The organism is Pseudobutyrivibrio sp. ACV-2, from assembly GCF_900107545.1.
GTDB lineage: Bacteria > Bacillota > Clostridia > Lachnospirales > Lachnospiraceae > Pseudobutyrivibrio.
The window spans coordinates 1-24,010 of record NZ_FNQZ01000009.1; the positions used below are offsets into that span (position 1 = coordinate 1).

Annotated in this window: 33 protein-coding genes; 3 read left to right on the top strand and 30 right to left on the bottom strand. The window is 36.9% G+C overall.

Annotated features, from left to right (window positions below; translation table 11 throughout):
* The 18 genes from tnpA to BLV53_RS10465 form a co-directional block, all read right to left on the bottom strand.
* The coding region (gene tnpA, locus BLV53_RS10380) for an IS66 family insertion sequence element accessory protein TnpA (RefSeq protein ID WP_330388355.1) at nucleotides 1-259 on the bottom strand (259 nt) is incomplete at its 3' end.
* Between the two features lie 236 nt (nucleotides 260-495).
* On the bottom strand, nucleotides 496-909 hold the full coding sequence (locus tag BLV53_RS10385) for an RNase H family protein (protein WP_090300578.1): 414 nt from the start codon (nucleotides 907-909) through the stop codon (nucleotides 496-498).
* A 30-nt stretch (nucleotides 910-939) separates the two neighbouring features.
* Nucleotides 940-1,932 carry a restriction endonuclease gene (locus BLV53_RS10390; RefSeq protein ID WP_090300580.1) on the bottom strand — a complete coding sequence of 331 codons (993 nt, stop codon included), beginning with the start codon at nucleotides 1,930-1,932 and terminating at the stop codon, nucleotides 940-942.
* 45 nt (nucleotides 1,933-1,977) lie between these two features.
* Complete coding sequence (locus BLV53_RS10395; protein WP_090300582.1) at nucleotides 1,978-2,298, bottom strand: hypothetical protein; 321 nt, start codon at nucleotides 2,296-2,298, stop codon at nucleotides 1,978-1,980.
* A 25-nt stretch (nucleotides 2,299-2,323) separates the two neighbouring features.
* The gene (locus BLV53_RS10400) at nucleotides 2,324-2,512 is read right to left on the bottom strand and encodes a hypothetical protein (protein WP_090300584.1); all 189 of its coding nucleotides are present in this window, start codon (nucleotides 2,510-2,512) and stop codon (nucleotides 2,324-2,326) included.
* Between the two features lie 41 nt (nucleotides 2,513-2,553).
* A complete protein-coding gene (locus BLV53_RS10405) occupies nucleotides 2,554-3,225 on the bottom strand; it encodes a hypothetical protein (RefSeq protein WP_090300586.1) in 672 nt (223 codons plus the stop codon).
* Entirely contained in the window at nucleotides 3,209-4,348 is a 1,140-nt protein-coding gene (locus BLV53_RS10410; RefSeq protein ID WP_090300588.1) for a hypothetical protein, read from the bottom strand. Before BLV53_RS10410 ends, BLV53_RS10405 begins: the two co-directional genes overlap by 17 nt.
* A gap of 34 nt (nucleotides 4,349-4,382) precedes the next feature.
* Entirely contained in the window at nucleotides 4,383-5,072 is a 690-nt protein-coding gene (locus BLV53_RS10415; RefSeq protein ID WP_090300590.1) for a hypothetical protein, read from the bottom strand.
* Nucleotides 5,073-5,513: 441 nt separating this feature from the next.
* Nucleotides 5,514-5,720, bottom strand: coding sequence for a hypothetical protein (locus BLV53_RS10420; RefSeq protein ID WP_090300591.1), 207 nt, complete (start codon nucleotides 5,718-5,720; stop codon nucleotides 5,514-5,516).
* A gap of 405 nt (nucleotides 5,721-6,125) precedes the next feature.
* Nucleotides 6,126-6,593, bottom strand: a complete 468-nt coding sequence (locus BLV53_RS10425; RefSeq protein ID WP_090300594.1) for a Fis family transcriptional regulator — start codon at nucleotides 6,591-6,593, stop codon at nucleotides 6,126-6,128.
* A complete protein-coding gene (locus BLV53_RS10430; protein WP_090300596.1) occupies nucleotides 6,593-7,042 on the bottom strand; it encodes a DUF4869 domain-containing protein in 450 nt (149 codons plus the stop codon). The genes BLV53_RS10425 and BLV53_RS10430 overlap by 1 nt, the downstream gene beginning before the upstream one ends.
* 107 nt (nucleotides 7,043-7,149) lie before the next feature.
* Nucleotides 7,150-7,989: a metallophosphoesterase family protein gene (locus tag BLV53_RS10435; protein WP_090300598.1), complete on the bottom strand. Its 840-nt coding sequence runs from the start codon at nucleotides 7,987-7,989 to the stop codon at nucleotides 7,150-7,152.
* Nucleotides 7,989-8,330: a metallophosphoesterase family protein gene (locus BLV53_RS10440; protein WP_090300600.1), complete on the bottom strand. Its 342-nt coding sequence runs from the start codon at nucleotides 8,328-8,330 to the stop codon at nucleotides 7,989-7,991. The genes BLV53_RS10435 and BLV53_RS10440 overlap by 1 nt, the downstream gene beginning before the upstream one ends.
* 8 nt (nucleotides 8,331-8,338) lie before the next feature.
* The gene (locus BLV53_RS10445; protein WP_242879082.1) at nucleotides 8,339-9,016 is read right to left on the bottom strand and encodes a hypothetical protein; all 678 of its coding nucleotides are present in this window, start codon (nucleotides 9,014-9,016) and stop codon (nucleotides 8,339-8,341) included.
* A gap of 127 nt (nucleotides 9,017-9,143) precedes the next feature.
* Nucleotides 9,144-9,434, bottom strand: coding sequence for a poly(ADP-ribose) glycohydrolase catalytic domain-containing protein (locus tag BLV53_RS10450; protein ID WP_139298949.1), 291 nt, complete (start codon nucleotides 9,432-9,434; stop codon nucleotides 9,144-9,146).
* Nucleotides 9,435-9,650: 216 nt separating this feature from the next.
* Nucleotides 9,651-10,691: a helix-turn-helix transcriptional regulator gene (locus BLV53_RS10455; RefSeq protein ID WP_207646233.1), complete on the bottom strand. Its 1,041-nt coding sequence runs from the start codon at nucleotides 10,689-10,691 to the stop codon at nucleotides 9,651-9,653.
* 131 nt (nucleotides 10,692-10,822) lie between these two features.
* On the bottom strand, nucleotides 10,823-11,275 hold the full coding sequence (locus BLV53_RS10460) for a hypothetical protein (RefSeq protein WP_090300606.1): 453 nt from the start codon (nucleotides 11,273-11,275) through the stop codon (nucleotides 10,823-10,825).
* A complete protein-coding gene (locus tag BLV53_RS10465) occupies nucleotides 11,241-11,552 on the bottom strand; it encodes a hypothetical protein (RefSeq protein ID WP_090300608.1) in 312 nt (103 codons plus the stop codon). Before BLV53_RS10465 ends, BLV53_RS10460 begins: the two co-directional genes overlap by 35 nt.
* A gap of 53 nt (nucleotides 11,553-11,605) precedes the next feature.
* Here BLV53_RS10465 and BLV53_RS10470 point away from each other — a divergent pair, with 53 nt between their 5' ends.
* Nucleotides 11,606-11,950, top strand: a complete 345-nt coding sequence (locus tag BLV53_RS10470) for a helix-turn-helix domain-containing protein (RefSeq protein ID WP_090300610.1) — start codon at nucleotides 11,606-11,608, stop codon at nucleotides 11,948-11,950.
* 21 nt (nucleotides 11,951-11,971) lie between these two features.
* On the opposite strand, the gene BLV53_RS10475 is transcribed toward BLV53_RS10470, so the two are convergent.
* The 6 genes from BLV53_RS10475 to BLV53_RS10500 all read right to left on the bottom strand — a co-directional run bounded on the left by BLV53_RS10475 (nucleotide 11,972) and on the right by BLV53_RS10500 (nucleotide 15,834).
* Nucleotides 11,972-12,589 (bottom strand): ClpP family protease, encoded by a 618-nt coding sequence (locus BLV53_RS10475; protein WP_170830823.1) that lies wholly within the window; start codon nucleotides 12,587-12,589, stop codon nucleotides 11,972-11,974.
* Between the two features lie 90 nt (nucleotides 12,590-12,679).
* The gene (locus BLV53_RS10480) at nucleotides 12,680-13,360 is read right to left on the bottom strand and encodes a hypothetical protein (protein WP_090300615.1); all 681 of its coding nucleotides are present in this window, start codon (nucleotides 13,358-13,360) and stop codon (nucleotides 12,680-12,682) included.
* Nucleotides 13,361-13,376: 16 nt separating this feature from the next.
* Nucleotides 13,377-13,631: a hypothetical protein gene (locus tag BLV53_RS10485; RefSeq protein WP_090300617.1), complete on the bottom strand. Its 255-nt coding sequence runs from the start codon at nucleotides 13,629-13,631 to the stop codon at nucleotides 13,377-13,379.
* Nucleotides 13,632-13,905: 274 nt separating this feature from the next.
* Nucleotides 13,906-14,592: a metallophosphoesterase gene (locus BLV53_RS10490; RefSeq protein WP_242879083.1), complete on the bottom strand. Its 687-nt coding sequence runs from the start codon at nucleotides 14,590-14,592 to the stop codon at nucleotides 13,906-13,908.
* A gap of 65 nt (nucleotides 14,593-14,657) precedes the next feature.
* The gene (locus BLV53_RS10495) at nucleotides 14,658-15,248 is read right to left on the bottom strand and encodes a PIN domain-containing protein (protein ID WP_090300618.1); all 591 of its coding nucleotides are present in this window, start codon (nucleotides 15,246-15,248) and stop codon (nucleotides 14,658-14,660) included.
* A gap of 19 nt (nucleotides 15,249-15,267) precedes the next feature.
* Nucleotides 15,268-15,834: a hypothetical protein gene (locus BLV53_RS10500; RefSeq protein WP_090300619.1), complete on the bottom strand. Its 567-nt coding sequence runs from the start codon at nucleotides 15,832-15,834 to the stop codon at nucleotides 15,268-15,270.
* A gap of 350 nt (nucleotides 15,835-16,184) precedes the next feature.
* Between BLV53_RS10500 and BLV53_RS10505 the strand changes: the two genes are divergently transcribed.
* Together BLV53_RS10505 and BLV53_RS10510 are read left to right on the top strand one after the other, a co-directional pair.
* Nucleotides 16,185-16,622: a DUF4869 domain-containing protein gene (locus BLV53_RS10505; RefSeq protein WP_090300622.1), complete on the top strand. Its 438-nt coding sequence runs from the start codon at nucleotides 16,185-16,187 to the stop codon at nucleotides 16,620-16,622.
* Nucleotides 16,622-17,587: a translation initiation factor 2 gene (locus BLV53_RS10510; protein WP_090300624.1), complete on the top strand. Its 966-nt coding sequence runs from the start codon at nucleotides 16,622-16,624 to the stop codon at nucleotides 17,585-17,587. The genes BLV53_RS10505 and BLV53_RS10510 overlap by 1 nt, the downstream gene beginning before the upstream one ends.
* Before the next feature lie 59 nt (nucleotides 17,588-17,646).
* On the opposite strand, the gene BLV53_RS10515 is transcribed toward BLV53_RS10510, so the two are convergent.
* The 6 genes from BLV53_RS10515 to BLV53_RS10540 all read right to left on the bottom strand — a co-directional run bounded on the left by BLV53_RS10515 (nucleotide 17,647) and on the right by BLV53_RS10540 (nucleotide 24,007).
* Nucleotides 17,647-18,135, bottom strand: coding sequence for a hypothetical protein (locus BLV53_RS10515; protein ID WP_090300626.1), 489 nt, complete (start codon nucleotides 18,133-18,135; stop codon nucleotides 17,647-17,649).
* A 193-nt stretch (nucleotides 18,136-18,328) separates the two neighbouring features.
* On the bottom strand, nucleotides 18,329-19,198 hold the full coding sequence (locus BLV53_RS10520) for a dual OB domain-containing protein (protein ID WP_090300628.1): 870 nt from the start codon (nucleotides 19,196-19,198) through the stop codon (nucleotides 18,329-18,331).
* Between the two features lie 13 nt (nucleotides 19,199-19,211).
* Nucleotides 19,212-19,649 carry a DUF488 domain-containing protein gene (locus tag BLV53_RS10525; RefSeq protein WP_090300629.1) on the bottom strand — a complete coding sequence of 146 codons (438 nt, stop codon included), beginning with the start codon at nucleotides 19,647-19,649 and terminating at the stop codon, nucleotides 19,212-19,214.
* Entirely contained in the window at nucleotides 19,650-20,270 is a 621-nt protein-coding gene (locus BLV53_RS10530) for a DUF488 domain-containing protein (RefSeq protein WP_242879084.1), read from the bottom strand.
* Nucleotides 20,270-20,662, bottom strand: a complete 393-nt coding sequence (locus BLV53_RS10535) for a response regulator (RefSeq protein ID WP_170830824.1) — start codon at nucleotides 20,660-20,662, stop codon at nucleotides 20,270-20,272. Before BLV53_RS10535 ends, BLV53_RS10530 begins: the two co-directional genes overlap by 1 nt.
* 54 nt (nucleotides 20,663-20,716) lie before the next feature.
* Nucleotides 20,717-24,007, bottom strand: a complete 3,291-nt coding sequence (locus BLV53_RS10540) for an AAA domain-containing protein (protein WP_090300634.1) — start codon at nucleotides 24,005-24,007, stop codon at nucleotides 20,717-20,719.
* Nucleotides 24,008-24,010: the final 3 nt, after the last annotated feature.

Below are 24,010 nucleotides of genomic sequence, written 5' to 3' on the forward strand. Positions count from 1 at the left end.
GCTTGGATACAGCTTTAGGTGCTGAAATTTCATAAAAGCCTAGAGCTGTTTCTTCTTTTTCTGTAGTTTTACTTGATGATTTTGTTTCCTCTTGTTGATCAAGAAAATATTCCCTGGCTTGGCGCTGCCAGTAAAAGAAATCGCCACGCTTAATGTTATTTTTCTCGCAAAAAGCTTGCTTAGTTAATCCACTTCTGGCTTGTTCTTCAAAAACTGGTATCCAGGACTTCAATCTAACATCCATGACTTTTTTATCCATAACAAAACGCCCTCCAAATCAGTAGTTTTTCTTTAATACTACTAATTTGAAAGGGCGTATTCGAGAGCTTTATATTTGCCGCTTACTTTTCATTTAAATTTTTATTCATATAATTGTTCCTTTCTGTAAAAACAAATTTCTGTAACTCAAAGCATGTACACATTGTACAGTGGAACAAAATAGGCTTCGTAAAATCTACGAAGCCTCAATTCTCTGAATAACTTATTCTGTTTTAACTATAAGCCCACCGCTTCTTTCGCCAAACGATCAGCTTCCTCATTTCCATCTATTCCGGTATGAGCTTTAACATGTTCAAACTCGATTTTAATTACATTTTTAGCAGCTGCAATATATCCACTATAAAACTTTGTAAGAGCCTTATTTGCTTTCCATTCTCCACTGGCCCATTTTTCAATACCTTCATAATCATAGTAGATTTTCAATTCTTCTACGCCAAGCTCAATTGCCTTTTGGATTGCAGCCATGCTTCCAAAGACCTCTCCAGCCACATTTCTACTTTCTGCAAATTCTTTTACGTCCCCATGTCCTTGCAGAACTATTTTTTCACCAGCCACATTTAAGAATCCACCGTAGCCATATACTTTCGTATCTTTGTTAAAAGAACCGTCTACAAATGCAAAATTTTCCATCTCTTTACCTCCTGCTCAACAATTAACTTTTTACCTTACATCATTCAAAATCCAAATATGCTTAAGCGGTATACGCTGCTGCATTTCAGGACTTAACTTGTCGTAGTATTTTAGCACCTCATCAACCACCTCTTTGCTGGTCCATAGGCGAATACTATAAAAATAATCTGCCGGCTTCACTGCTTTATCAAATCCATTCCAGGCTACAAATAATCCATATTCCGCATGAAACTTTTCTATAGTCTGTGACAGTTTATCCACTACTTCTTTTTTTACATGAGAATTTTGGGTTTTAACCTGTACACATATTTTAGGAGATTCAAATCCCATATCACCAGCTGCTGCAAGCAAGTCCTGACCTCCATCCGGTCCCTTAGGTCCATTGTAAACTGTAAAGCCTTTGGTCTTAAGGATTTCACAGATTAAATCTTCCATATCATAACCTTTGAAATTCTTGTATATATATTTTGATATGGTTGATTTAGCTGCAGCTTCCCAATCCATTTCATAGTCTTCATCAAATGGCTTCATAGGAGGTCGATTCCAGTCGTGCTCTACCATATATTCGATGCACTCAGTGATATCTTTATTCTTTATCATACCAACAGAATTTCTAATATTGGTATCATAGATAATTTGATTATCAAATAAATCCTTTGAAATATCTGTTGCGAACCAATCTACCACCCTTGAATGCTTATAATATTCTGGAGCTACTTCATCAAACTCATAGTCTCCTTCCACTCTTCCAAAATGAAATGTATTTGAAAACTTGCTTGGAAGAATAATCAAGTCATCTTTTTTTATCGCATTTACGATTGGACAAATCAGAAAATAATAATCCTCCAGCTTTTCCTTTGATAACCATGGAAAGGCCTGCCTGATAATTTTCTTTATATTAGCTTCAGACTCTCCAGCAAAGCTCTTGTCCAGATTACTCCAGGTCAAATATATCCTGCCATCATCTAAAAACTTCTTCTCATGCTCACCTTTTCTTCCTGCTCTATAAATCCAAATTGCCATAACACTCCTCTAAGTAATAAATCCTTTTACAGAAACTTCGACTTCCTAAGTCAAATCGAAATAATTTTCGTCAAAAAACAAATCGTCATCATCCCAATCACTTTCAAATTCACGGTGCCGTTTATCTTTTTCATAGTCTTCGATTGCTTCCTGCACTCTTAATTCCTCTACTCCACGTATTTGTTCACGTAAAGACTTCCATAATTCTAAATCGCCTTTATAAAACTCAGTCTCAGTTATCTCGCACTTAGGGCACAAGTCATAATGCATAGGAAATTTTTCACCACAATTAGGGCACATGAAAATAAAATCACCATACTCTTCACGCTCTTCATCTGTCATTTCAAAATTAATATTTTCTTCCACGAAAATAAGCCTCCATATTTACTGATTACTTTTGCCAACGAATTATAACGTACTGTCCATAATGCTCAATTTTTTTCAACATTTCACGCCCCATGAAATCTTTTCTTTTCTCTTGGCTCATCCCAAATAAATCCCTATACTCTTCAGCCAGCTTATCATCTTTTTCATCAGGATTGTACAAATCACCATCAACTACGTATATTTTTTGTCCCATACCTTCCTCCTTTGAGCAATCAGTTCTGGAACAACTAGCTCTTATTCCTTAAAATACTTCTTAATTCCCTCTGGGCAGTCAGCCGGTATATGACCATTCATTTCACCGAACTCCTCCAGACAATCTAGCTTCTCATTATTAAAATCCTCATATGCTTCTTTTACGCTGGTACATGCAATATGAGCATAAGCATATGCTATAGATAAAAAAATTCCTTTACTATCTATTTCCTCCCAATTGGAAATAAAATCAATTCCACAATGAATAGATTGCGGATACGTGAAATAGCCTCTTTGATAATAATCTTTTCCAATGATATAAAGACCTACCCCCGTTACAGAATCAACCCTAACTGGAATTAGTATTGAATCACTGGATTCAGACTTACATATGCTTTTATATAATCTATCAAATTCTTCTATTGAGCCTGTCGTTGTTCCTTCGTACTCATACCATGCATCCACCATTTCCAATGGCGGATTACTAGTTTTTTCTTTAGTTGATTCCTTGTAGGATAGCGGGTATCCGTAGTTAATCATCGTATCCTGAATAGATTTAAGAATAGTCGCTTCTCGCTTATTAGCAGGGGTATCCCGTAGCTTCTTTTCTAATTTTTCATTATGTTCCAGGATGTACTTATACAAAAAAGATTTTTCTTTATGTCGGTGATAGTCGTCTCGTATCTGGGACAAAACTTCATCTTTTATTCCCATACTTGATCTCCTCTATCGTTTTGTTGGAGTTTGATATAGCCTCCTGCATATTATCATATACAGCATAAAATCTTTCTTTATCCAGCCATGATCCAATACCATTACTAGACAAAGCCAAATACAATGCATTCACACAGTCTTCCTGAAAATGTCTTCTGTTATACATTTCTACACCTTTTTTCAGAAGAAGTTTGGATGCAGTTTTTATCCCTTCAGAATCAAAACAAACCCTCCAATCACTTGCGTCGCCTCTATGTTTTCCTATGGAATCAAACATTTTATGAGTTGATTTCTTCATTACTCGCTGCACGAGGTGCATTTGCTCTGATGTTGGATTTCCCAGTCTCTTGAGCTGATTCCTAAGATCTTTAATTGATTTAATTACGTCCTCGTGACCAGCAAATTTTTTCTCTATTTCGTCATCAGTAATTTGTTGATAAAAAAGTTCATCCTCCCTATCTTGCTCCTGCCTAATTTTCGAGCTTAATTTTTCATCATGTTTTTGAGCAACCTCAAGATATTTTAGTTCCTTCTCCGTCATCAGCGCCATTGCGGCTTTTCGCTGAGGTTTGGTCAATAAAGATGACAGCTTTTCACCAGTAACCTCTGTATATGCACAGGACAAACTATAAAATATTCCTTCAGGAACACTTTCCCCACCAAGAAACATTTTGCCTTCCTCAATAATTTCATTCCAAATAATCAAATCCTTGTGAAGTTCAGCAGATGTCTTATAGCTTAATGGATATTTAATCCTTTCAATAACTGCTCGCCATGTGCCAGGCGTTCCAAACCAGCTAATCTCACCTGGTTCGTTGTAAACTGCAAGACTTGTTACTGTATCGAAAAAAGTGCCGTACAATTCTTTATCCTCATCAGACAACTGAACTGGCTCCAGTTCATCCAACAGGCTTTTTGTACTCTCCAACTGAAAGCGGTAACCGTGATACAACTCCATCGCCGTAAGGAACTCCTCTGAGACATGATTCTTTAAGGATGTATCACAAGATGCATCCCAATATACTTCATCTGCACCACTTACCAAATCAAGTAATCCAATATAACGGTACTCAAGTTTTTTCTTGCGAATATCAAATTCTTCAATATCGGAATACGTTAACATCTACATTTTCCCTCATAAAGTAGCCACAGAATAATCAAATATCATATATTCCTATAAGGCTTGTATCGGTATAACAATTAAGTGCATCAAACCATTTAACCTTGTCCCACTGTCCTTCCGGTCTGCGGAGAATATGACAAGACAGATACTCGTAATTTCTACGAAGTCTCTGTAAAGCGTCATATGGCGTTTTACCTTTAGCATAACATTTGTCGATAGGTGGTTCGCCTAAATACCAATGAAACTCACCTGTTTTACGTAACTTATTGACAGCATCAATGAGTGACTCATTACAAGATGTAGCAAAATCTGGGTACATAGCTAAGTAGCTTGATAGATTAAATACATCCATATGATATATAGCCATACATCTGTACTCATCATTGTATTTTTCAAAATATAATTGAAGCTTTCTTGAATATATAGGCCCACCAACTTCATCTAGCTTTCTTTCAATAAAGCTATTGATAAACTCTATTTCATACTCTGGTTCCTGATATACCTCAAATTCCTTCGAAAACTGGTCCATATCTGCCACAAGGTTTTCGTTGTTTTCCAGATTTGAAAAAATCACACATTCTTCAGGTAAAGTCTCATAGCCCTTTGCCTTACCCTTGATTCTATATAAGTGCGCCAAAGGGCGCTGTTCTATTTCATCACGCGTCATTGAACTACGTGCAATGTGTTCTACAACCATTGGTGCATATATTTTCTTTTTATCCATAATTTTCGACCTCCAAAACCAATTCTATCAGCAAGCTGTGTTTTTTTCGTAAATTTTACTAAGTCCTTCGATGTCCTTGCAAAACTCTTCTGCAATCATTTGCCTGATAATGATCGCTATAAATGCCCACAGGCAATCATCATAATCCCTCACTGTACAGTTTTTATATACTTCACAGCCCCTTTGTTTTATACTCTTTATTTTATTCAGCTACGGTATCGAAATTGATAACCTCAGCTGCGCCCATCTGGGTCGAAGTCGGTATCTATATCTGTCCTCACCCTTTACCTGCTCTCTTTCAAATCTATTTCATACAAGAAAAAAGTCTATCACTATTGTTTAGGGATAGACTTGAAAAAGCAAACATATTTTCTATTATTTTCTTGTACAGTATGTATGATTACGTAGACAAAATTACTTTCCACTAATTACATTTTTTGATTAAGCAAAAGCAAGCTCATCTGCGAAATCTACCAAAGCTTTCTCTACACGCTCGTAGTCGGACTCTATAAAATTGTAAGTGTAGGCATCACCAATGACACTTTCCTCTGGACTGTAATCGAAAAAGTCATCGTCTGTATCCTTTGTGTAAATAAATACTGCTACGCCAAGAATTAAGAATAATAAATAACCAAATACTAAAATCATAATCATGTCCTCCTGTATCCAAGATTTTTATCTGTTGTTTTATTTTTTGTTTTGTCTGTTGTTCTATTTGATGAACACAGTATATAAAATCAAGTATCACAGAAGTATCACACATATAAAAAAGCCAATCTGTTACGGCTACAAGCCCAATGATTTCCACTCTGTTGGCCACTTTTCTTTAGCATTCGAATTGGTATTTCCTAGCAGCCGCAAGCTCACCCTAAAGTTTTTCCGTTCTTTTCTACGTTACCATTATTAACTAAATTACTCATATATAGTCTTCCTTTCTTTAATAAAAGTTGGTCATCAACTATGTGCACATTATATCAGGGTACAAAAAAGGACCTCGTAAAATTTACGAAGTCCTATGAACTATACATATTAAACTCTAATACAGCATTTTACTCAATAATATCTTTTGGCATACAATGGATAAAATTCATTATAGATTTGCTGAGGATAATTAAATCTGCCAGAATTTCTAATCCCATATACCTCATTAATGCTATATGGCAGATTCTTAAGATAATCACGAGTAATTAAAACATAATAATTTGAACTGCCTTTGATTACAGATGCAAATTCTTTTGTCTTTATAAAATCAAAATCTTCATCGATAAAAACAATAGAATCCTTTGTAGCTGACAGTGATTCCTGCCAGGATACCAAACCATCTGCATATACTAGACACGGTACATCCGAGTCAACTCTAATACCGGTTCGCTCTGAAAACCTAGCATACTGACTTAGAAGTTCAATCAGTGTAGTTTTACCAGTAGCACTATCACCACGAATCACAGTAATATTTCGCTTAACATCAAACTCGTATTTAATTTTTTTAGTCTCAACAATAATATGATGCTTCCCCTTCATTACAGTTCCTCGTCTATAACACTAAGTGCAGCTAATGTATACTCTCGCCTATTTGTATATATCGTTTTATTATTCTCCAGTGAGATCTCAAATGCATCATTTTCTGGAAATCTCATTGCGTAACGCAAAGTTACTTTAATATCAGCCACTTTTCCTATTTCCAAAAGCCACTTTGCACAATTATCCCCACAGCTGGTAGCATCAAAAATAAGGTCAGGATTTTTATAAATTGAAATCAAAGTCTTTACACCACCAGATAACCTCTCTGGAGGAATCGCGCCAAGGACACTACTTTCAAAAACTTCTCCTTCTTTATATTCAGTTTTATCTACATCCACGACCATAGCCTGAACAAATGGATCCTCAAACCATGACTGCTCATAGTTGTTCAAAAACCATGCCGGGCCATATAAGGCTTCATCTAAAGTTCCGTAATATACCTTAAGCATCTTTCACCTCGAAGCAATTGCTCTATACCTAAATAGCTATGATACATAATTGTAAATTAGTAGATTGTTAAAAGCAATCTCTTCCCATTTTTCGCCTACCCTTCATTCTATGAATTGAAAGCACTATCTTCTGCCGATGGGTGGTAATCTATTCGTGTTATCTGTTCATATAAGACATGGTCTTTATCTGTAATATTTCTATTTTCATGATAGTGTCCAAAGAACCAGTGCTTATAATCTAATGACTGTTTTATTCCCTCCAAGAATTTGCTAAACTCATCGGGCTTATACATCCTACTTATTAAAGCTAAATCTGAAGCAGGGGCCTCATGGGTAAATACATAATCCACCTTCCAGTTGTTAACCTCTAGGATGTCCATAGCTCTTTGTTGTTCTTCTTCAGATGGAATTTCCTCTTTCCACCAAGAGAGATGATTAATCCTGAATGGCTCATAAGCCCTTCGTGCTCTAGCTACTTTCTTCTGAAAATCTGGATCGTCCAAATCAAATACTCCTCCCCAAATATCATGACTTCTAGCTCCACCCATAGATAAACATTTGAAACCACCTATATCAAATACATAGCCTCTCTTTAGAAGTAAAACCGATGGCCTGATTACTTTTACTACTCCACCATGCCACTCCTTATCAGGATATGTGCGAAGTCGGTCATAATTCTCATGATTACCTGTAATGAAAAGAGTTGTGAAATTCTTCTTCTCCAATTCATCAAGAAGCATCTTTTCACTGATTGGTTCTTTGGACCAATCAAAATCTTTATCCAATATTTCTTTATAATTCTTCTTATGGTAATTTGAATCCCAGACACCACCAAAATCCCCAAGAATAATCACATAGTCATCCTTGGTCATTTCTTTTTGTTCTGGAAAATTGCATTTTTCAAACCGAACAAAATCACGGTGAGTATCACCTGTAATGTAAATCATTAGTTCCCCCTGCTTTTAAAAATCTCATTATTCCTTATTAGTTCGTCCATAGAGGCAGGCATATAATTATTGATACAAGCTGCTGCATTGACAGCATGTTCCCTAGCTTTCATAAACTCATAGGTCTCATTCTTGTTGCCATGGATGTGACCGTAAATATGCCATGATCCGTGTCTGGACTTGTACCACTCAGCAAGTGGATAATGGCAGAGTACTATTTGCTTATCTCCATCTGAAACATAATCAAGTTTTTCTATTGAGTCAAAGTACTTCATAGCCTCAGGTGAATTAAGTATTACATTTTTATGCCCAAAATGGGTATCGCTGATATATAGTTTCATAATTCATCCTAAAAACTGCATGTTACAACCCTTTCATTAACACTCATCACGAACTCATTAATCGCCTCATAGTTAGGTTCATCTGGCAAAGATGTGTTAGCCTTGGCGTAATCTAATCTCTTTTCATATTCATTTACCATTTCAAAAAATTCTGGTGTAGGCTTATCATTAGAATCAAGATATTTCCCATCTCTAATATCCATCAGCAAATCATGTTCTTTCTCACGATATGTTACAATCTCCTCTTTTTCTAGAAGATCCAAGCACATCATATAAAGCCTAATGAGGTGCATACTGTGTTTTCCTATTTTATTATGGGCAATGGCTTTTTCATTACGTCGGCCAACTTTTCCATAAGCCTTAACTGTATTCTGGAGTTCTGCCCACAGCCCACAATAATCTCTAAGCGGATAGTGTGAAAGCTTAACGTCCATAAAGATTTCTGTATCAAAGCCTTCTTGAATGGCCCGATCTATATACAGATTAATTCCATCGTCCTGCACATTCGAATACCTAGAAGAAAAATCTGTCCTCATATGCTCTAGAGTTTTTAAAATATGCTCTTCTAAATCTGACTGTTTTAACTTACTAGCTGACTTCTGTTGCAGGCGATACAATTGCTGATTAGCATAACCGCCAAACGAATGCACAGCTTTCTTCGATAGGAACATTTTTCTATTATTCAAAAGTTCCTGCCCGATAGGCGAAACATATAAATAATGTTGCTTCCAAGATGTTCATTCGTTATTAAAAAATCATATTCATCAGACTGAGTCTTTATTTTTATTTCATCTAGCGTCATAGTTATTCCTCTTATTTAAACTCTCTTTCAAATGCTACATAGTTTCGATCTGGTGGAACTGCAAATATAACAGCCTTAACTTTTGTATCAGAAAAGTATTCTCTGAAATAATGCGCTACCATTTCAGGCTTTTGAGCAAACACACCACAACCGAATGCCCCTGCAATCAGGGTTTCCACATCTTCTTCATCACAAATATCTCGTATGAATCTAATTCTATCTATTGTTTCTAACGAAGCTACTGTTTCCATCCACATAAACTCGTGCCCACATTTGGGGCATTTTACTTCTCTAACTTTCATACTTTCCCTTTACCATCGCGCTCCATGTAGATTATTGTAGATTAACTGTATTATACGCTCTACTCGCCACGCATTCAATAGATTTTCGTAGGTTCCACTAGTAATCTACACAATTCTACGCCCCGCTACTCTCCGCACATCTTTTCCTGAAGCAAAAAGCCGACTGGAGATTCCAGCCGACCAGATTTAGTTTATAATTCTATTTTCATTCAGGACTTATATTTCTCCCCAAGCATTAACGATTTCTCCAAATCTAGGGAGAGTCAGTTTTGCCTGACCATAATCTGATACATCAATCAGTCCTTTTTCTTTAAGACGCTTACGATATGTGGAAAAGCTGCTAGATGTATTACCTGTTGCTGCCTGGATATCCTTTGTTTTCATAACACCGCCGTTTTTTGATATAGCTTGGATAACCTTCTTGTCTCCTTCAGATAATTCGGACCATATTTTTTCATAAGCAAAATCTTCCATCATGCTATCAAACTCAGGAATAAGACTTTCCAATGGTTGGTTGTTCTCCCATTTTAAATATCCTAGAGTTTGAAAAGCATATGGATACCCTTTTGTAAATCGAGCCATCTCTTCTGCCTCATCGGAAGTAATATCAAAAACCTCTTTATAATTGTTAGCCATTCCCACTATTCCAAGCGGCTTAAGATCGATTCTTGGCGTTCTATATAAAAATGTTAATGTATTCTCATTTTGCAGATTTCTAATATTCTCAAAAAGCCCAGCCATAAGCAAAAATACTGGATAATCTTCTCTTATGAAAGTCTGAAAAGATGATGCGAAAGCTATTATATTATAATTTTTTACAACCTCGTCTATGGTTATCAGAACTTTTTTTCCAAGCTTTTTAACAACCTTAAGCATCTTTATAAGCTGAACCTCTACTGTAGCAGTTGGTCTATCTGAACCAATACTAGCACTGATCCCGAAGGCAGAAACATTTATATCCGCCTTCATAAAGGCAGCCGACAATATCTTGTTTTCACATAAGTGTGCAGCCAGCGCCTCTAGCAAATCCATATTGGGATTTAGTGGCACTGTAATCCAAGTATCATCCTTTGCAAGTTTATGCTCAATATAAGTCATGGTTACTGTTTTACCATATCCCCTGACTCCTGTAATCATATAGGCTTGTGTAGATGGATGCTCACTGTTAAAGGTATCTATTACCTTTTTGACTTGAGATGTTCTAGCAATTAATCTGGCTGGTTCTTTACCAAAACTGATATTAAATGGATTTGACATAATGTTTCCTCTTACAAAGTTTAATAAGTTTTAATAACTTTTAAAAAGTTTAATAAGTCTTAATAACTTATAATAAGTTTAATAACTTTTAATAACTTTGTCAAACTCAATGTTACTGTGAATAGTATCCTCTAATACATCTTCGTAAACCTAACCCCATCACCATCAACAGTTCCCACAAAAAAGATACTAAAATGCACTCCCCAATTGCTGACTACTCGGAGGTTTGCTACGAAGTTTCCTTCGCTACTCAGATTGATATATATCTCTTCAACATCTAACTCCATATGCTGAGCATCTATGTGACCTATAGTATTTCCGTCAAAAGTAGTAGTCGGTTCTGGTGGAAACAATTCTCCCCAAACTTTTTCATCAGCAAACTGTGGCAAGTATTCCTCTCGTAAACCGGCGTATGATTCTGAACTGTCGAAGGAAATTCCCATCAATGTCTCTTCTATAAGCTGATGCCGTTCTTTTGCCACATTAGCTTCATGCAAAAAACATAGTCCAGTTACAAGTGACAATATAATTATCCATATAAAAACACTATCAATTACTTTCAGTATCTTTGTCGTTCTCTCCATCAACCATCTCCAACACTTTCTTTACGAATTCATCCATTTCCTGCTGCTCTTTTTCTCGCGCAATACGCTGTTCTTCCCGCTCCTCCATTCTTTGGACATAGCGCTTCTTATCTAGCTCATCTAAAAGTAGTTGAGAATCATACTGTACGTTATATTCATCAATCTGTTTTACACAAAACTTAACTGATAAAGGCATTGCTATGCAGAGTAAATATGTAATCAAAATCAGTCTAACTGAGCCTTTTTCAGGTTCAACTCTTTTTTCAAATATCTTCATAATTTAAAACTCCTATAGTATAATCAAACTAGCTAAAAGCAAGGAGGACTCTCGTGAGCATTGGGCAAAAAATAAAATACCATCGCAAACTCAAAGGCTTGAAGCAAAAGGATTTGGCTGCAATTCTTGGTATCAGTGACAAGACTATTTCTTCGTGGGAAATAGATCGCACAGAACCAAGCATGGATATGATTAACAAGATGTGTGAGTTATTCAAAATCGACGCTTCTGTTTTAATCGCTCCTCCAACCACCACCCCAAGCCTCAGCCAGGATGAACTAGATATAATAAATAAATACAGAAGTTTGAACGAATACGGCAAAAATGATTTGTTCCGCAGAGCCGACGAGCTAATCAAACTTGATTATACTAATGATGATTACGAACCTGAGCCATGAAGTTCAGGTTCGTTTTTCTTATTACACCATAGTTCTTTTCATCAAATCCCTGAGGCAATCTGAATCTATCACCTTTGAAGCAAGTCCAAATTCAATGGCTTCCTCAGCATTAAAGTAACTATCGGACATGGTCACCTTTGAGACCTGCTTCACAGTCTTACCAGTTCGTTCTGCGATGATAGATACCAGCCTTTCATTAACCTGTTCAAGCTGTCTCAATTCCTGCTCAATTTCAAAAGGCTTCATTCCGCCCATCTCGCGATGCCCCCAGCTACAGTCATGAATCATTACCTTACTGCTAGGAAGCATTAGACGCTTATCCTTATCGCAAGCCAGGAGAATAATACTTCCCATACTTGCAGCTATCCCTGTCACCACTGCAGTGACTGGGCTTTTCATTAATCTAATTGTGTCGTAAACAGCAAGTCCTGAGCCAACATCCCCACCTGGAGAATTGATGAACAATGTAATTGGCTGTGTGTTGTCCTCTGCTTCCAAATAAAGGAGCTGCTTGATCAAATTATTGCAAGAGGCATCATTCACTTCCCCCACAAGAAAGATTTTCCTGTTCTTTAAGAACATATCATCAATTGGTACTGGCTGTGGACCTCTAACTGAATCTAAAATAATATTTGGCATTTTGTATCCCCTTTCCTTACTTTGTTTTGATGTATTCATTGTATCAGGGCATAAAAATGGACTTCGTAATATTTACGAAGTCCCAAGTAACTAATTCCTTTCCATTGCTTGCTGCACTATAGTCGCACCCCTGTTTTCAATGAATTTTACATCTTTCTCTGATGTGATTAAGATTCCTTTTTCCTCAAAGAACTTAATTGCCTTATCAATTTCATCTTTATTATTCTTATAATTATACTCACCACCACAAGCATTTTTAAAGGCATGTTGAATATCATGAAGGTCGTTTCCTAGTACGTAGGTGTATTTCAGTGAGTATCCAGTTTCCGGCTTGCCGCTAAAATAAATATAGAAATAGCCATCGGTTCCATCTCCGGCAAATAGATCATATTTCAATTCGCTAGGTTTTTCTTCATATCTCTTTTTATTTCTTCCCCAATTTTTGATAACATATTCTACTGAATCATACCCCAATTCAATGATTCCCTGGTCCATAAAAACATCAAATGCTGTTTTAATCTCTGGCAGACTCGAAGACCTTCCTCTTCTATAGTCTGATAAATCCAAGCCTGAATGATCAAATCTTTCCATAAAGTATCTCATGCCATAATAAGCATGTTGTACTATTCCACTTATTCCAGAATATTTATAATGCTTAACTATTATTCCTCTTGTTGTTTCTCGTACAGTTTCACCGTCTTCCTTCCAAAATTCCCATTTGAAGTCCCACTCATAATCATATAAAAAAACTACTGTTCCCCAGTCACTCATTCTTTCACCTCCGTTTCTAATCGTGATTTTCTTCTTCAGTCCATTGCTTTAGGCTTTCAACTAAGTAATCATAATCATATGCCCTAGCAAGCTTTGCATATGTTTCATCCATATGATTCATATGCCATGAATTATAGTAGTCACATATTCCCATTAGTAATTCATTGATTCCCCAACCACCAGTCTCGGCAAGTATTTCCTTTAGAATTGCAATTTTATCTTCTAAAGTTTTATCGTTCTTTTTTACACCATTGTTAACTAAAATATTCATAAACAGTCTTCCTTTCATCATTAAACCATGTATTAACATCAATTACCAATTTCCTTTAGGCTGGAACATCCCTGTAAGTATTTCAAGGACCTTGATTTTCCATGTAAATCAGGAAACCTTATAAGTTGAAGCCGCTTACAGTCACTGTCGGTGAACTATCCCCCACCCACCGACCGGGGAGCAAATATGAAGTTGTAACTCAAGCATGTTCACATTATATCAGGGTACAAAAAAGGACCTCGTAAAATTTACGAAGTCCAAACCATTTTCTCATTCATCTTTTAATCAGCAATCTTCGACCATCTCGCGACAAACTATAATATTCCTTTGTGTCTGTATCAAACATAAGCACAGGTATCACACCGCTATACTGCACTGATCCGTCAATATAAAAATGTGACTCGCCATCATAATAGATATCGTGAAAATCCGGATTACCTGAAATTTTATGTGTACCCGTATGACCTGCAATAACATCTGTCACAAATTTACCTGTGTTTGGCGGATACATATTTGTGAACCAATCATCGGGAGTCCCTAGTAAATAATCATCAACTGTTCGCCCCTCATCTATCATTTCTTCGCCATCTCCCTCATTTAATCCGGCATGAACAAATATCTGATCTTTTGTTCTGTAAAAAAGTCGCAGTTGCTTCATCCATTTCTTATACTTTCTCAAATCTGCATTGGGAATTTTTCTCACTACAGTATCATGCAAAAATAATGATTCACCTTCTAGTACCAGTTCTTCATGATTACCTCTTAGCACCACGACTCTATCCTTACCATATTTTTCTTCAAGAGCCATAACCTTATCAATCACAGCGACACTATCCCTGCCATGAACATAGTCACCTAACAGAATCAGCTTGTTGTCTGGATTGTTTAAATCAATTAATGTTAAAGCCTCATCAAGGGCTTTAACATTTCCATGGATATCACTAATCGCATAATACTTCATAAACAATAGAATTCTTTTCTACATATCAGCCAGCATAAAAAATCTTCCATCCTGTACCCCTAAACCTAACAAAAAATCTTCTTAACATCTCTATATAACTTAAGCCCCTGCTCCTGACCATACTTGGAAACTATGCTTCGATATATCTGCTGCTTACCATTTTTCTCATTTAAATGTTTGCCTATCAGCTTTTCAACATACTTTATTTCTACATCTGTATAGCCTATCTCATTTAACACCTTGCTTTGTTCTAGCTTATAAGGAGATGAAATAATACTGACCCTAGTTGAAATACTTCCAGAGTTGCAGTCGCTCATACTGTCAATCCGCTCTATATCTGCGCCCAGTCTGGTTTTCCAAAATTTAATGATTGAATCATAATCATGATCCTTGCTTACCACAACTATCCTTCTTTCTGCCTCTGATAGTAGATTTCCAACAAATGAGCTTAAGTGCATGTCAAGTGACTGCTTTCCTGATGGCACTTCAATAAATTGGAGTTTTGCCCTATCAACTTTTGAAAGGACAGACATGTCTATCTTACTTGCATTTTTTGTAAAAAAGATAATCACAGTGTCCTGGTCTGTCAAAAGCTTCTTGCTTTCTAGTCCAGCACTATTAACATTTTCAAAATCAATCAGATAGTATGATTCCATTAATTCTCACATATCCTTTCTACATCGCAGCCAGCATAAACAAATCCTTGCAAATCATTTCCCCATGCTCTGCCCAATACTCCACAGGGAAGTTAAGTGCGTCGCGCAAATGAATGTCATTGTAATCACAGATGTGAACTAATGAGGCTTCCAACGGTCTATAAGCTACGGTATCAGAAGGAAGTTCGAAACGTATTGCATATTTTTTATGGGCTGGATCCTTATACACCGCAAGATCTTGTTCATCCAAGATGTGTGAAACTGGCTTCATTTGCTTTGCAGTAGTTATCACAGCATCAAGTGTATCACAAACAATATAGATATCGTTCGATGCTGTGCGCCACTTTACGGAGATTACCACGTTATTATCAGGCGACTGGGTTGTGTTTGTGATTGATGCTTCCGAATCAGCTGGAATATATTTCTGTTCCTTCAATTCATTCATTGTGAAATCAACTAAACCTTGAAGTGTTTTATCAATTGTTTCCTGGTCTACAACCTCTTCTTCAAGAAGTTTTACTTCAACCTGGTAAGTTCTCATTCCTGTCTGTCTGATTGCCATTTCTCTAGGTGTTATATTTTCCATTGCAGATACCTCGCTTTCAAATAAGTACGTATTAATATCAATTACCAATTTCCTTTAGGCTGGAATATCCCTGTAAGTATTTCAAGGTTTTGATTTTCCTAAGAAAATCAAGAAACCTTATAAGCTGAAGCCGCTTACAGTCACTGTCGGTGAACTATCCCCCACCCACCGACCGGGGAGCATGTTATGAAGTTGTAACTCAAGCATGTGCACATTATATCAGGATACAAAAAAGGACCTCGTAAAATTTACGAAGTGGCGATGTTATTTGCATATCCCACCAAAACAATACTAATCTCACATAAAATACGATATAATTATTCCGATAGTAAAATTATGGAGATTATATTATGCTTAGCATTTATTTTGGAGATTTAAAGGATTCAATATACAATACTTCTTCCTATTTCAAATTCAATTATGAAAAGGAATGGCTTACTGATCCATTTGTGTCTGAAATGATAAAAGATGTTGATGACTCAGTCGTTTTAGGAACGGGCGCCATTGATAGCCCTGTCATGGGAGTGATCGCCCCCGTGAGCCTTTCCGGCGGTGTAAAGACATTAATACTTATTGATAAAGTGACAGATAAAGTGTTTAATGCATCTAACTGCGGAGATAACTGTGCAAAATGGATTTTGAAAATTGCCGAAAAAAAGGATATCACTATCAACCTTAGGCACATTATGAATTTTGGAAAAGAAACATTTTCTGCAAAGATCCTTAATGATGATGTCATCGTATCGTCCATGGATGAACTCATCCCTATTGCTGGGAGGTACGTATAATGAAAGGCAGATATCACATCATCGTTCAAAGTTCACACCTAAAGTATGAATTTGATATCATCCGCAATATAACTATAATAAAAGGCGATAGCGCCACTGGTAAAACAACCCTTGCCGAGCTTATTCGAGAATACACTTTAAATGGCACTGACACTGGTATCACAATCAGCTGCGATGTACCTTGCAGGTTGTTAGAGGGCAACACTTGGGCTGAGCAACTGTCACTTATCAATGACAGTATTGTTTTCATAGATGAAGGGAACAGCTTTGTTTCTTCAAATGAATTTGCTTCTGCCATAAAAGGCTCTAGCAATTATTATGTAATCATCACTCGAGAGAGTCTGCATTCTCTACCTTATAGTGTCACAGAAATCTATGGAATTCATTCATCTGGAAAATATAACTCGCTTGAGCCAGTTTACCATGAACTTTATAAGATATATAGCAGTGAGAAAGCCACTTCATCCAAGCCTGACACAGTAATTGTTGAAGATAGTAATTCCGGTTATGAGTTCTTTGATACTCTATTCAAAAATACAAAATGCATATCAGCAAAAGGACGTGACAATATTTTTTCACTACTAACTGATGGCAACATAACTGGTAATATTTTAGTCATTGCTGATGGGGCAGCATTTGGTGCACCAATGTCCAACATTCACAGCTTCGTTGAAAACAAAGATAATATTAGCTTGTATTTACCAGAGTCTTTTGAATGGCTAATACTAGATTCCGTCTTACTAGATAATTCCGATGTCAGAAAAATCCTTTCTGCACCAGAAGATCATATAGATTCTGAAAACTATTTTAGTTGGGAACGGTACTTTACTCATTTACTTATAGAAAAGACCGAGGATTCTTATCTGAAATATACTAAAGCTAAGTTGAATCCAGCTTACTTACATGAGAAAAGTTTAAATGCAATTTCTCAAAAGTTACCTAAATTATTATTAGACCTAATTTAAGTTTCTATACGAGCATGAAGAATCTGAGTGAGGTTCTTCGTGCTTGTTTATTTTCTATACTAATCAAACCAATCATCAATATCACATGGCATTTCTCTGACTTGGAATCGAATTTCTTCTAAGCGGGCGAACTCTGTTAAACAGCTAAATAATTCGTCGTTATAACCTTCTGTGCCGTACTTACAAGCATATCCGATTGCTTTTACGCTTTCTAAACTGAGTGGATAAAGTTCATCAGTTCTAGCGTCTCTCAAACTAGCGAAGTCTTTGAGATTCACTGGTATTTCAATACCCTTTTCTGATAAATACTCAAGGTATTCGTATAAGTAGTTCAATGCACTACCAAGGTTTCCACCGAAACCTCTGCTGTGTACTACATCTTTACGAATGTCTTCAGGAATATCAGATACTTTACAAGGGCCAAGCTTGAGATTCTTAATCTCGTCAAACTTAGTGATGTCGAAATAGTCTGGTCTTTCGTCCTGTTCAACAAGCTCTCGAGCTGTTTTGCCAGTTCTTTCTTCGATTAACATTTTCCTTTCTTCCATTGTCAATGTTTCCTTTCAAAATAAAGCTACAACTGAATTATGAGCACATTATACAGGGGTATAAAAAGGTACCTCGTAGAATTTACGAAGCCCCCTAATCAGGTCAATATCCATATTATGAATTAACCATTCTTTCGGCAACTTTGTCCACACGAAGATTTCCTTTCAAACTTGTAAATAGAAATTTTATCATTTAACTCAGATAATTTTTCTCGCATTCCTTACATTGTCCCATGCCGTCAGCTACCATATCATCCCATAATGCATAGATAACTGAGTCCTTATATTTTTCAAGATACTTACAATCACTGAATGCGTGGAAGAAACCATAGGTATTATTTTCAATCGTATATACGGTTTCAAATATCTTTGCAATTATCTTATAATGCCTTTCTCGATATTCTTCACCGACACTCATAATCAGATATGTCTCACCAAATTTCAGCCCCTGGAAATCCGTTTTAGCAGCATCATAATCTGGATCTGTGACAGACAATCCATCGTATTGATGTCCCTTATATTTAAATCGTGCTCTATAATGAGCCTGATACCCGTCTTCATCGTACTTTTCCTTAGGATACAGTTCTAAATCCTCCACCTTAACCATAACTAGGGATTTGTTGCACTCGATTGCATCTTCGATACTTAGACTAGTAGTGTCGTCTTTGTATATATACTCATCGTCACTTACAATTCCCAAATGCATAACTTCATCAATGGAAGCTTTTCGTACTAATTTGAACTTATCACGTACAATATAATTTTCAGGTTGTATGCTTAATAAATTCTCTGGATACTGTTCTGTGAATCCATTCCCCCATCCATGGGCATTACACTCTATCCTCTTTTGAGAATCTATCTTTTCTGCATCCACTTCCACCACATCAAAAGGCTCACAAAGTGTACCATCCTCATAAATTGCCTCAGCATCAGCAATTTTAAAATGATAATGTGGCCCCACAAGTCTAATCCACTGATTATTTTGCAAGTTAATGCCTGCTACACAATATCCTCCATCGTCTGCTTTGTGTTTATCTGATCTTGTAAGAATTAAAACTTCCACAATTGTATCCTTTCTATAGATGCTTTACTTCAACTCCAAGTTCCCTTTCCATTGCTTCTGCCACAAGTCTTCGGTGGCACATATCAGGAAGTGCCTCCGAGCACAAAAGAACTGCATTCTCTTTATCTAAATAATGCTTTGCAAAATGACCTACCATATCTCTTTTTACTATCAGAGAATTAAAAATTTCTGTATAGGCATCCCAATCTATCTTTTTACTCTTATAATCGCTGAGCAGTTCTTTTGTCGGTGCATACACCAGCTGATGTTCGTATTTGCAGCCAACTATCTCTTTTAGGAAATACTCTAAATCTTTTCCCTTAGTAAATCCTGCCAGCTGGGATTGATTGTTTAATCTTACATCTATTAACAGCTCTACATTATTAGACTTAAGCTTCTCAAAAAATTCTCTGGCGGTCTTTTGGGTGAATCCAATCGTATATAATGTCATCTATTCCTCGCCTCCTTCCTTATCAGAACCTAGCCTATATCCTATGTCCTTATTTCTAATTCTGTAGGCCTCAACCAGATATTCCTCCTCGGTCTTCTCATGGCCTATATCAAATAACGACAATTGATTCCTATCAGGAAAAAACATATCCAAAAGCTGTTGATTAAGCTGGTATTGAGAAATAGCACTTCCATCATGCAGGATGTGCTTCACATCTATACCATCAAGCTCAAATCCTCTGCCGACCATTATCGCTCTATGGCAATCTATAGGATTCTTCTCTGTACACATAAGAGCTATATTGTATTTTTCCAAGCCGTGCTCAATGTTCAGCATGCCTTTTTTAAATAAATCCGATTGCCGGAACATTTCAAAATCCAAATAATTATTGGGATAATACTGCTTATCCTCCTGCCTGGCGCCAAAAAACTTGCCCATATGGAAATACTCAATTCCATTTTTCTTTAACACTGCACTTAAGGCATCCGAATTATACTGAGATGCAAATCTGGAATAAGGAGTACTCCTTACATCAATGATATACTGCACATTGAACTTTCTTAACAATTCTAAAAAATGTTCCACTGGATAAGTCGAATGACCTACTGTATATAACTGCACTATTCTACCTCACTCTCCGCAGCCTGCTTCACAAGCGCAATCAATTCCGGCTCCCAGTTTCTCTCCTTGCCGTAAAGAACCTCGCCGATTGCATCCTCGCTTCGATACTGCTGATTGGAGAAAATAATTACTGGTATACCATATTCCTTTTCTTTTACAGTGGCAGCTAGTTCCAATCCACATTGGTCCTCAGCACCTCTTGACTCGCGAGGATACCACATATCTGTAATTATAACACCAAACTCATCCTGAGACAGCACGCTTTGCTCAATAGCATAAAGGCCATCTTCAAGATTCTTCTCTTGCTTAATATCTCTGAAGCCAACGCTAGCAAGCGCTCGTTTAACAGCATCAAATTTCTCTGGTGTATCCTCAATATATAAAATCTTCATGGCTTTTACCTCCATCTCTTTACCGCCAATCCATAAAATATCAGCAATCTGTGGCTATTCTCTCCTAAAAGGTAAGATCTGGAAGACTGTATGATCTACATCCTCTCCAGTCGCCATGTTGAGGTTCTTTCTAGGGATTGATCTTATTTTCCGACACTTTTTCTGGACACATTTTTCACAAATCGTGGTAATCGATTTGCCCTCAAGAAGCTGGTCATCTGTGATATTGCCGTCACAATTATTAACCAAAATACCGCCCTTGGACATATAATTCTGTACCTCTACGGGTAGGTTAAAATCGGCATATTTATTTTCATAATCCACTATGCAGTCATCCTTTGATTGAAATACCATTTTATCATCGTCAATCAAATCAAAGTATTCATTGCAGACCCAACCGTCTATCACATCCTGACCAAAAGCTTCAGGGGCATACCCCTTCTCTCTCATGGTAGCAATTATCTTTTCTACCAAGGCATTATCTTCATCAAAGGTTTTACTTCCTCTGTAGGAAACGCAAATAATGATATAGTCCCTCACTAGTGTTGCTTCTGATACTCTCTCGCAGAACTGATCAATAATTGAGGTACCAGTCGAATCATCATCCAATCCTTCGCTAAGCATTTTGGGAAACATAATTACATTTGCTAAAAAAGTTTGCATTTCATTCCAAAAATCCACCATTCCTGAATCAAGATGACCTGTGGTTTTCAGGTATTCGTTGTGCTCGGCTACTTCTTCTGGAAATAGCATACCGACATCTGCCCACTTAACAATGTCTATTCCCCTGTAGTATAGTTTCTTTTCTAAACTGTAATCCTCTGTATCTAATAATTGACGATGTGCATATAGTAGCGACAGTGCATCCACCATAGACCCACAACCAAAGGTATAAACAACTGCTGCATCATCTTTAGCATCCTTTAATTCCTTAGACAGCAATCGCAAAACCAGATCATATATCCAGTAATATTCCAGAGCATAATATTTGGCATATTTCATCATGTAAAAAGCAACCTGGAATTCATCACTGTAATCTGGTATACCTTCTCCAAAATTAACGCGCTGTATCCTATTTTCAAAGGCTTCGCGGGTAAGGTGTTCTTCTAAGAAATCTTTAGCTTCAAGTAATTTATTGTCGAGATATTCCATATTCATAATTTCATTAACCCCCAATACTGGTGCCTTCTCATCAAAAACAGCTTCAATAATTTGATCCAATTCATCCGAAGATGTACCATCAGTCGAAAGTCTTAAATACCTTCTTTCGGCAAATTTCTTGTTCATTAATGAAACTATTCGGTCTTTTAATTCGTCCTTTTTCGCTTGCTCTTCATCCGAACGATGATATGCTCCATCCACTTCAATTATCGCATATACGTATCCAGCTTTTGCAATGACAAAATCAAAGCGGGCTCCATTTTCCACATATTCCTTAATCTCTTCATCGTCTAATGGAATATTTTTGAATTTTCTAAGTTCCACCTCTCTATGTATCTCAAAGTCAGCTAATAAGCCATCACATTTTTTCAATTCCTCATAAAGGCATTCTTCAGGAGCGAAGTCCCTTTTACCTGAATGTCTTTTTTCATCCTCACCAGCTCTAAATTTCTGGCGATAATAAGGTATCTTATCAAAAACTGAAGAAATAGATGTGCGTATGAATCCATAATCTGCGCCTGTATCACGGAGCTTTTCCTGGGCATAAACATACCCCAGAAAATCTCTGAGATAGCATTCCTGTTTCCATTTATTTTTCACAAGGTATCCAAGCTCTTTTTCCTGCATTTCTTCTGGGAGCCATACTGCAGAGGTTATAACGCATATTTCTTTCTTTGCCCTGGATATAGCCACATTAATCAATGTTTTCTTTTGAGACCATGGCTTATTTCCAGCATCCTGTACAGGCATTATGTACACTCTGTCATAGCCTCTTCCCTGGGCCTTGTGAATAGTTAACTGAGGAATCTTATTTATAAAACCAGCCTCTTCATCCTCTGGGTTTTTCCCCTGGCTGTCATATTCAATATCATTATCTATGATTACACCTTCAAGTTCTCCAGCAGCAACCACTTCTTGAATCCTTTCCTGAAGAAGCTCCAAATGATACTTAAAAGGTGAAAGCACACAAATACTATAGTCAGGCTCGTCTATTAATTTATTGTAAATATCTGGAAGTTCTTCTCTGACAAAGATTTCAATCTGTCTTTTGTTATAATTGTTGTTTTTAGGCTTATCCTCTTCATCCTTAGCTGGAGCATCTATACATTCCCAATAATCCCCTTCATACCAGCGGATTCTTATAGGGAGTTTTTTTCCTGCATCGCTTGTTTTAACTATAAGCTGATTCTTATACACTTTTTCATTGCAAAATCCAATAATAGCAGGATGACACCTGAAATGCTCATTTAAAAGAATAGCGCTGCACCTATCACCAAAACTCTGACCACAGGCCTTCATGAAGCTATTGTCCTCTTTATCAATAAAAAACTCATAGCTTCCCTTCAACTGCTTTTCACTATCTATGCCACCTTCAATTTTTTTGTGAATAGGAGGCAATTGCTCATTATCTCCCAAAAGAATAAGGTGCTTAGCAGAGGACATGGCTATCAATCCAATATAGCATGGCACCTGTGAGCACTCATCTACAATGACATAATCATATTCATCCATATCAGCTACACATTTGCGCAGTGAATGAATCGTACTGAATATAATAGGATAGCTATCAAGCAAAAGTTTGGGAAATATATATTTATTGTCAGCCTTACAGCTGCGAAGCTTCTTATGTAAATCTGGATTTACCTCCTTGAGACTTTTCTTAAATTCTTTTCTTTTATCCTGAGGTCCCAACCTTGCATAGCATTTTGCAAGACTGGCTTCTGTGCTGACAGCATCCTTTGCATTTTCAATAGCCTCACTATTTGCTGAAATGACTGCTATTTTTGCATCGGGATAAAAATCTCTAATGCAAAGCAAAATGTTCTTGATGGTCTCCGTCTTACCGGTGCCTGGAGGCCCCTGAATAATTGTAATATCATTAAGGAGGGCATTTGAAATAGCATCAACTTGCGCAGGGTACGGAGGAATAGGCATGCCATCACACAGTGCCATAACTTTAGCATTCATAGCTTCAAGCTCACTCTTAGAAGCACGCTTAATGGCAGCTTTAGCCTCATCATCCTGCAGAAATGCCTTGGTAAGAGTATTCAAATTATCTGCTAAAACACCTAGAGCTTTCTCCTCATAGAACCATGAGACAGAATATCCGTATGGTATACCATCCTCACCAATACCTATTTTTTCTGCTAAATCCTTGTAGTATTGCCAGATTCTCTCATTCATAAC

Coding starts and splice junctions, on each gene's coding strand:
- BLV53_RS10385 (WP_090300578.1), bottom strand. CDS start 909: ATGGAAAATTTTGCATTTGTAGACGGTTCTTTTAACAAAGATACGAAA.
- BLV53_RS10390 (WP_090300580.1), bottom strand. CDS start 1,932: ATGGCAATTTGGATTTATAGAGCAGGAAGAAAAGGTGAGCATGAGAAG.
- BLV53_RS10400 (WP_090300584.1), bottom strand. CDS start 2,512: ATGGGACAAAAAATATACGTAGTTGATGGTGATTTGTACAATCCTGAT.
- BLV53_RS10405 (WP_090300586.1), bottom strand. CDS start 3,225: ATGGGAATAAAAGATGAAGTTTTGTCCCAGATACGAGACGACTATCAC.
- BLV53_RS10410 (WP_090300588.1), bottom strand. CDS start 4,348: ATGTTAACGTATTCCGATATTGAAGAATTTGATATTCGCAAGAAAAAA.
- BLV53_RS10415 (WP_090300590.1), bottom strand. CDS start 5,072: ATGGATAAAAAGAAAATATATGCACCAATGGTTGTAGAACACATTGCA.
- BLV53_RS10420 (WP_090300591.1), bottom strand. CDS start 5,720: ATGATTTTAGTATTTGGTTATTTATTATTCTTAATTCTTGGCGTAGCA.
- BLV53_RS10425 (WP_090300594.1), bottom strand. CDS start 6,593: ATGAAGGGGAAGCATCATATTATTGTTGAGACTAAAAAAATTAAATAC.
- BLV53_RS10430 (WP_090300596.1), bottom strand. CDS start 7,042: ATGCTTAAGGTATATTACGGAACTTTAGATGAAGCCTTATATGGCCCG.
- BLV53_RS10435 (WP_090300598.1), bottom strand. CDS start 7,989: ATGATTTACATTACAGGTGATACTCACCGTGATTTTGTTCGGTTTGAA.
- BLV53_RS10440 (WP_090300600.1), bottom strand. CDS start 8,330: ATGAAACTATATATCAGCGATACCCATTTTGGGCATAAAAATGTAATA.
- BLV53_RS10450 (WP_139298949.1), bottom strand. CDS start 9,434: ATGAAAGTTAGAGAAGTAAAATGCCCCAAATGTGGGCACGAGTTTATG.
- BLV53_RS10455 (WP_207646233.1), bottom strand. CDS start 10,691: ATGTCAAATCCATTTAATATCAGTTTTGGTAAAGAACCAGCCAGATTA.
- BLV53_RS10460 (WP_090300606.1), bottom strand. CDS start 11,275: ATGGAGAGAACGACAAAGATACTGAAAGTAATTGATAGTGTTTTTATA.
- BLV53_RS10465 (WP_090300608.1), bottom strand. CDS start 11,552: ATGAAGATATTTGAAAAAAGAGTTGAACCTGAAAAAGGCTCAGTTAGA.
- BLV53_RS10475 (WP_170830823.1), bottom strand. CDS start 12,589: ATGCCAAATATTATTTTAGATTCAGTTAGAGGTCCACAGCCAGTACCA.
- BLV53_RS10480 (WP_090300615.1), bottom strand. CDS start 13,360: ATGAGTGACTGGGGAACAGTAGTTTTTTTATATGATTATGAGTGGGAC.
- BLV53_RS10485 (WP_090300617.1), bottom strand. CDS start 13,631: ATGAATATTTTAGTTAACAATGGTGTAAAAAAGAACGATAAAACTTTA.
- BLV53_RS10490 (WP_242879083.1), bottom strand. CDS start 14,592: ATGAAGTATTATGCGATTAGTGATATCCATGGAAATGTTAAAGCCCTT.
- BLV53_RS10495 (WP_090300618.1), bottom strand. CDS start 15,248: ATGGAATCATACTATCTGATTGATTTTGAAAATGTTAATAGTGCTGGA.
- BLV53_RS10500 (WP_090300619.1), bottom strand. CDS start 15,834: ATGGAAAATATAACACCTAGAGAAATGGCAATCAGACAGACAGGAATG.
- BLV53_RS10505 (WP_090300622.1), top strand. CDS start 16,185: ATGCTTAGCATTTATTTTGGAGATTTAAAGGATTCAATATACAATACT.
- BLV53_RS10510 (WP_090300624.1), top strand. CDS start 16,622: ATGAAAGGCAGATATCACATCATCGTTCAAAGTTCACACCTAAAGTAT.
- BLV53_RS10515 (WP_090300626.1), bottom strand. CDS start 18,135: ATGGAAGAAAGGAAAATGTTAATCGAAGAAAGAACTGGCAAAACAGCT.
- BLV53_RS10525 (WP_090300629.1), bottom strand. CDS start 19,649: ATGACATTATATACGATTGGATTCACCCAAAAGACCGCCAGAGAATTT.
- BLV53_RS10535 (WP_170830824.1), bottom strand. CDS start 20,662: ATGAAGATTTTATATATTGAGGATACACCAGAGAAATTTGATGCTGTT.
- BLV53_RS10540 (WP_090300634.1), bottom strand. CDS start 24,007: ATGAATGAGAGAATCTGGCAATACTACAAGGATTTAGCAGAAAAAATA.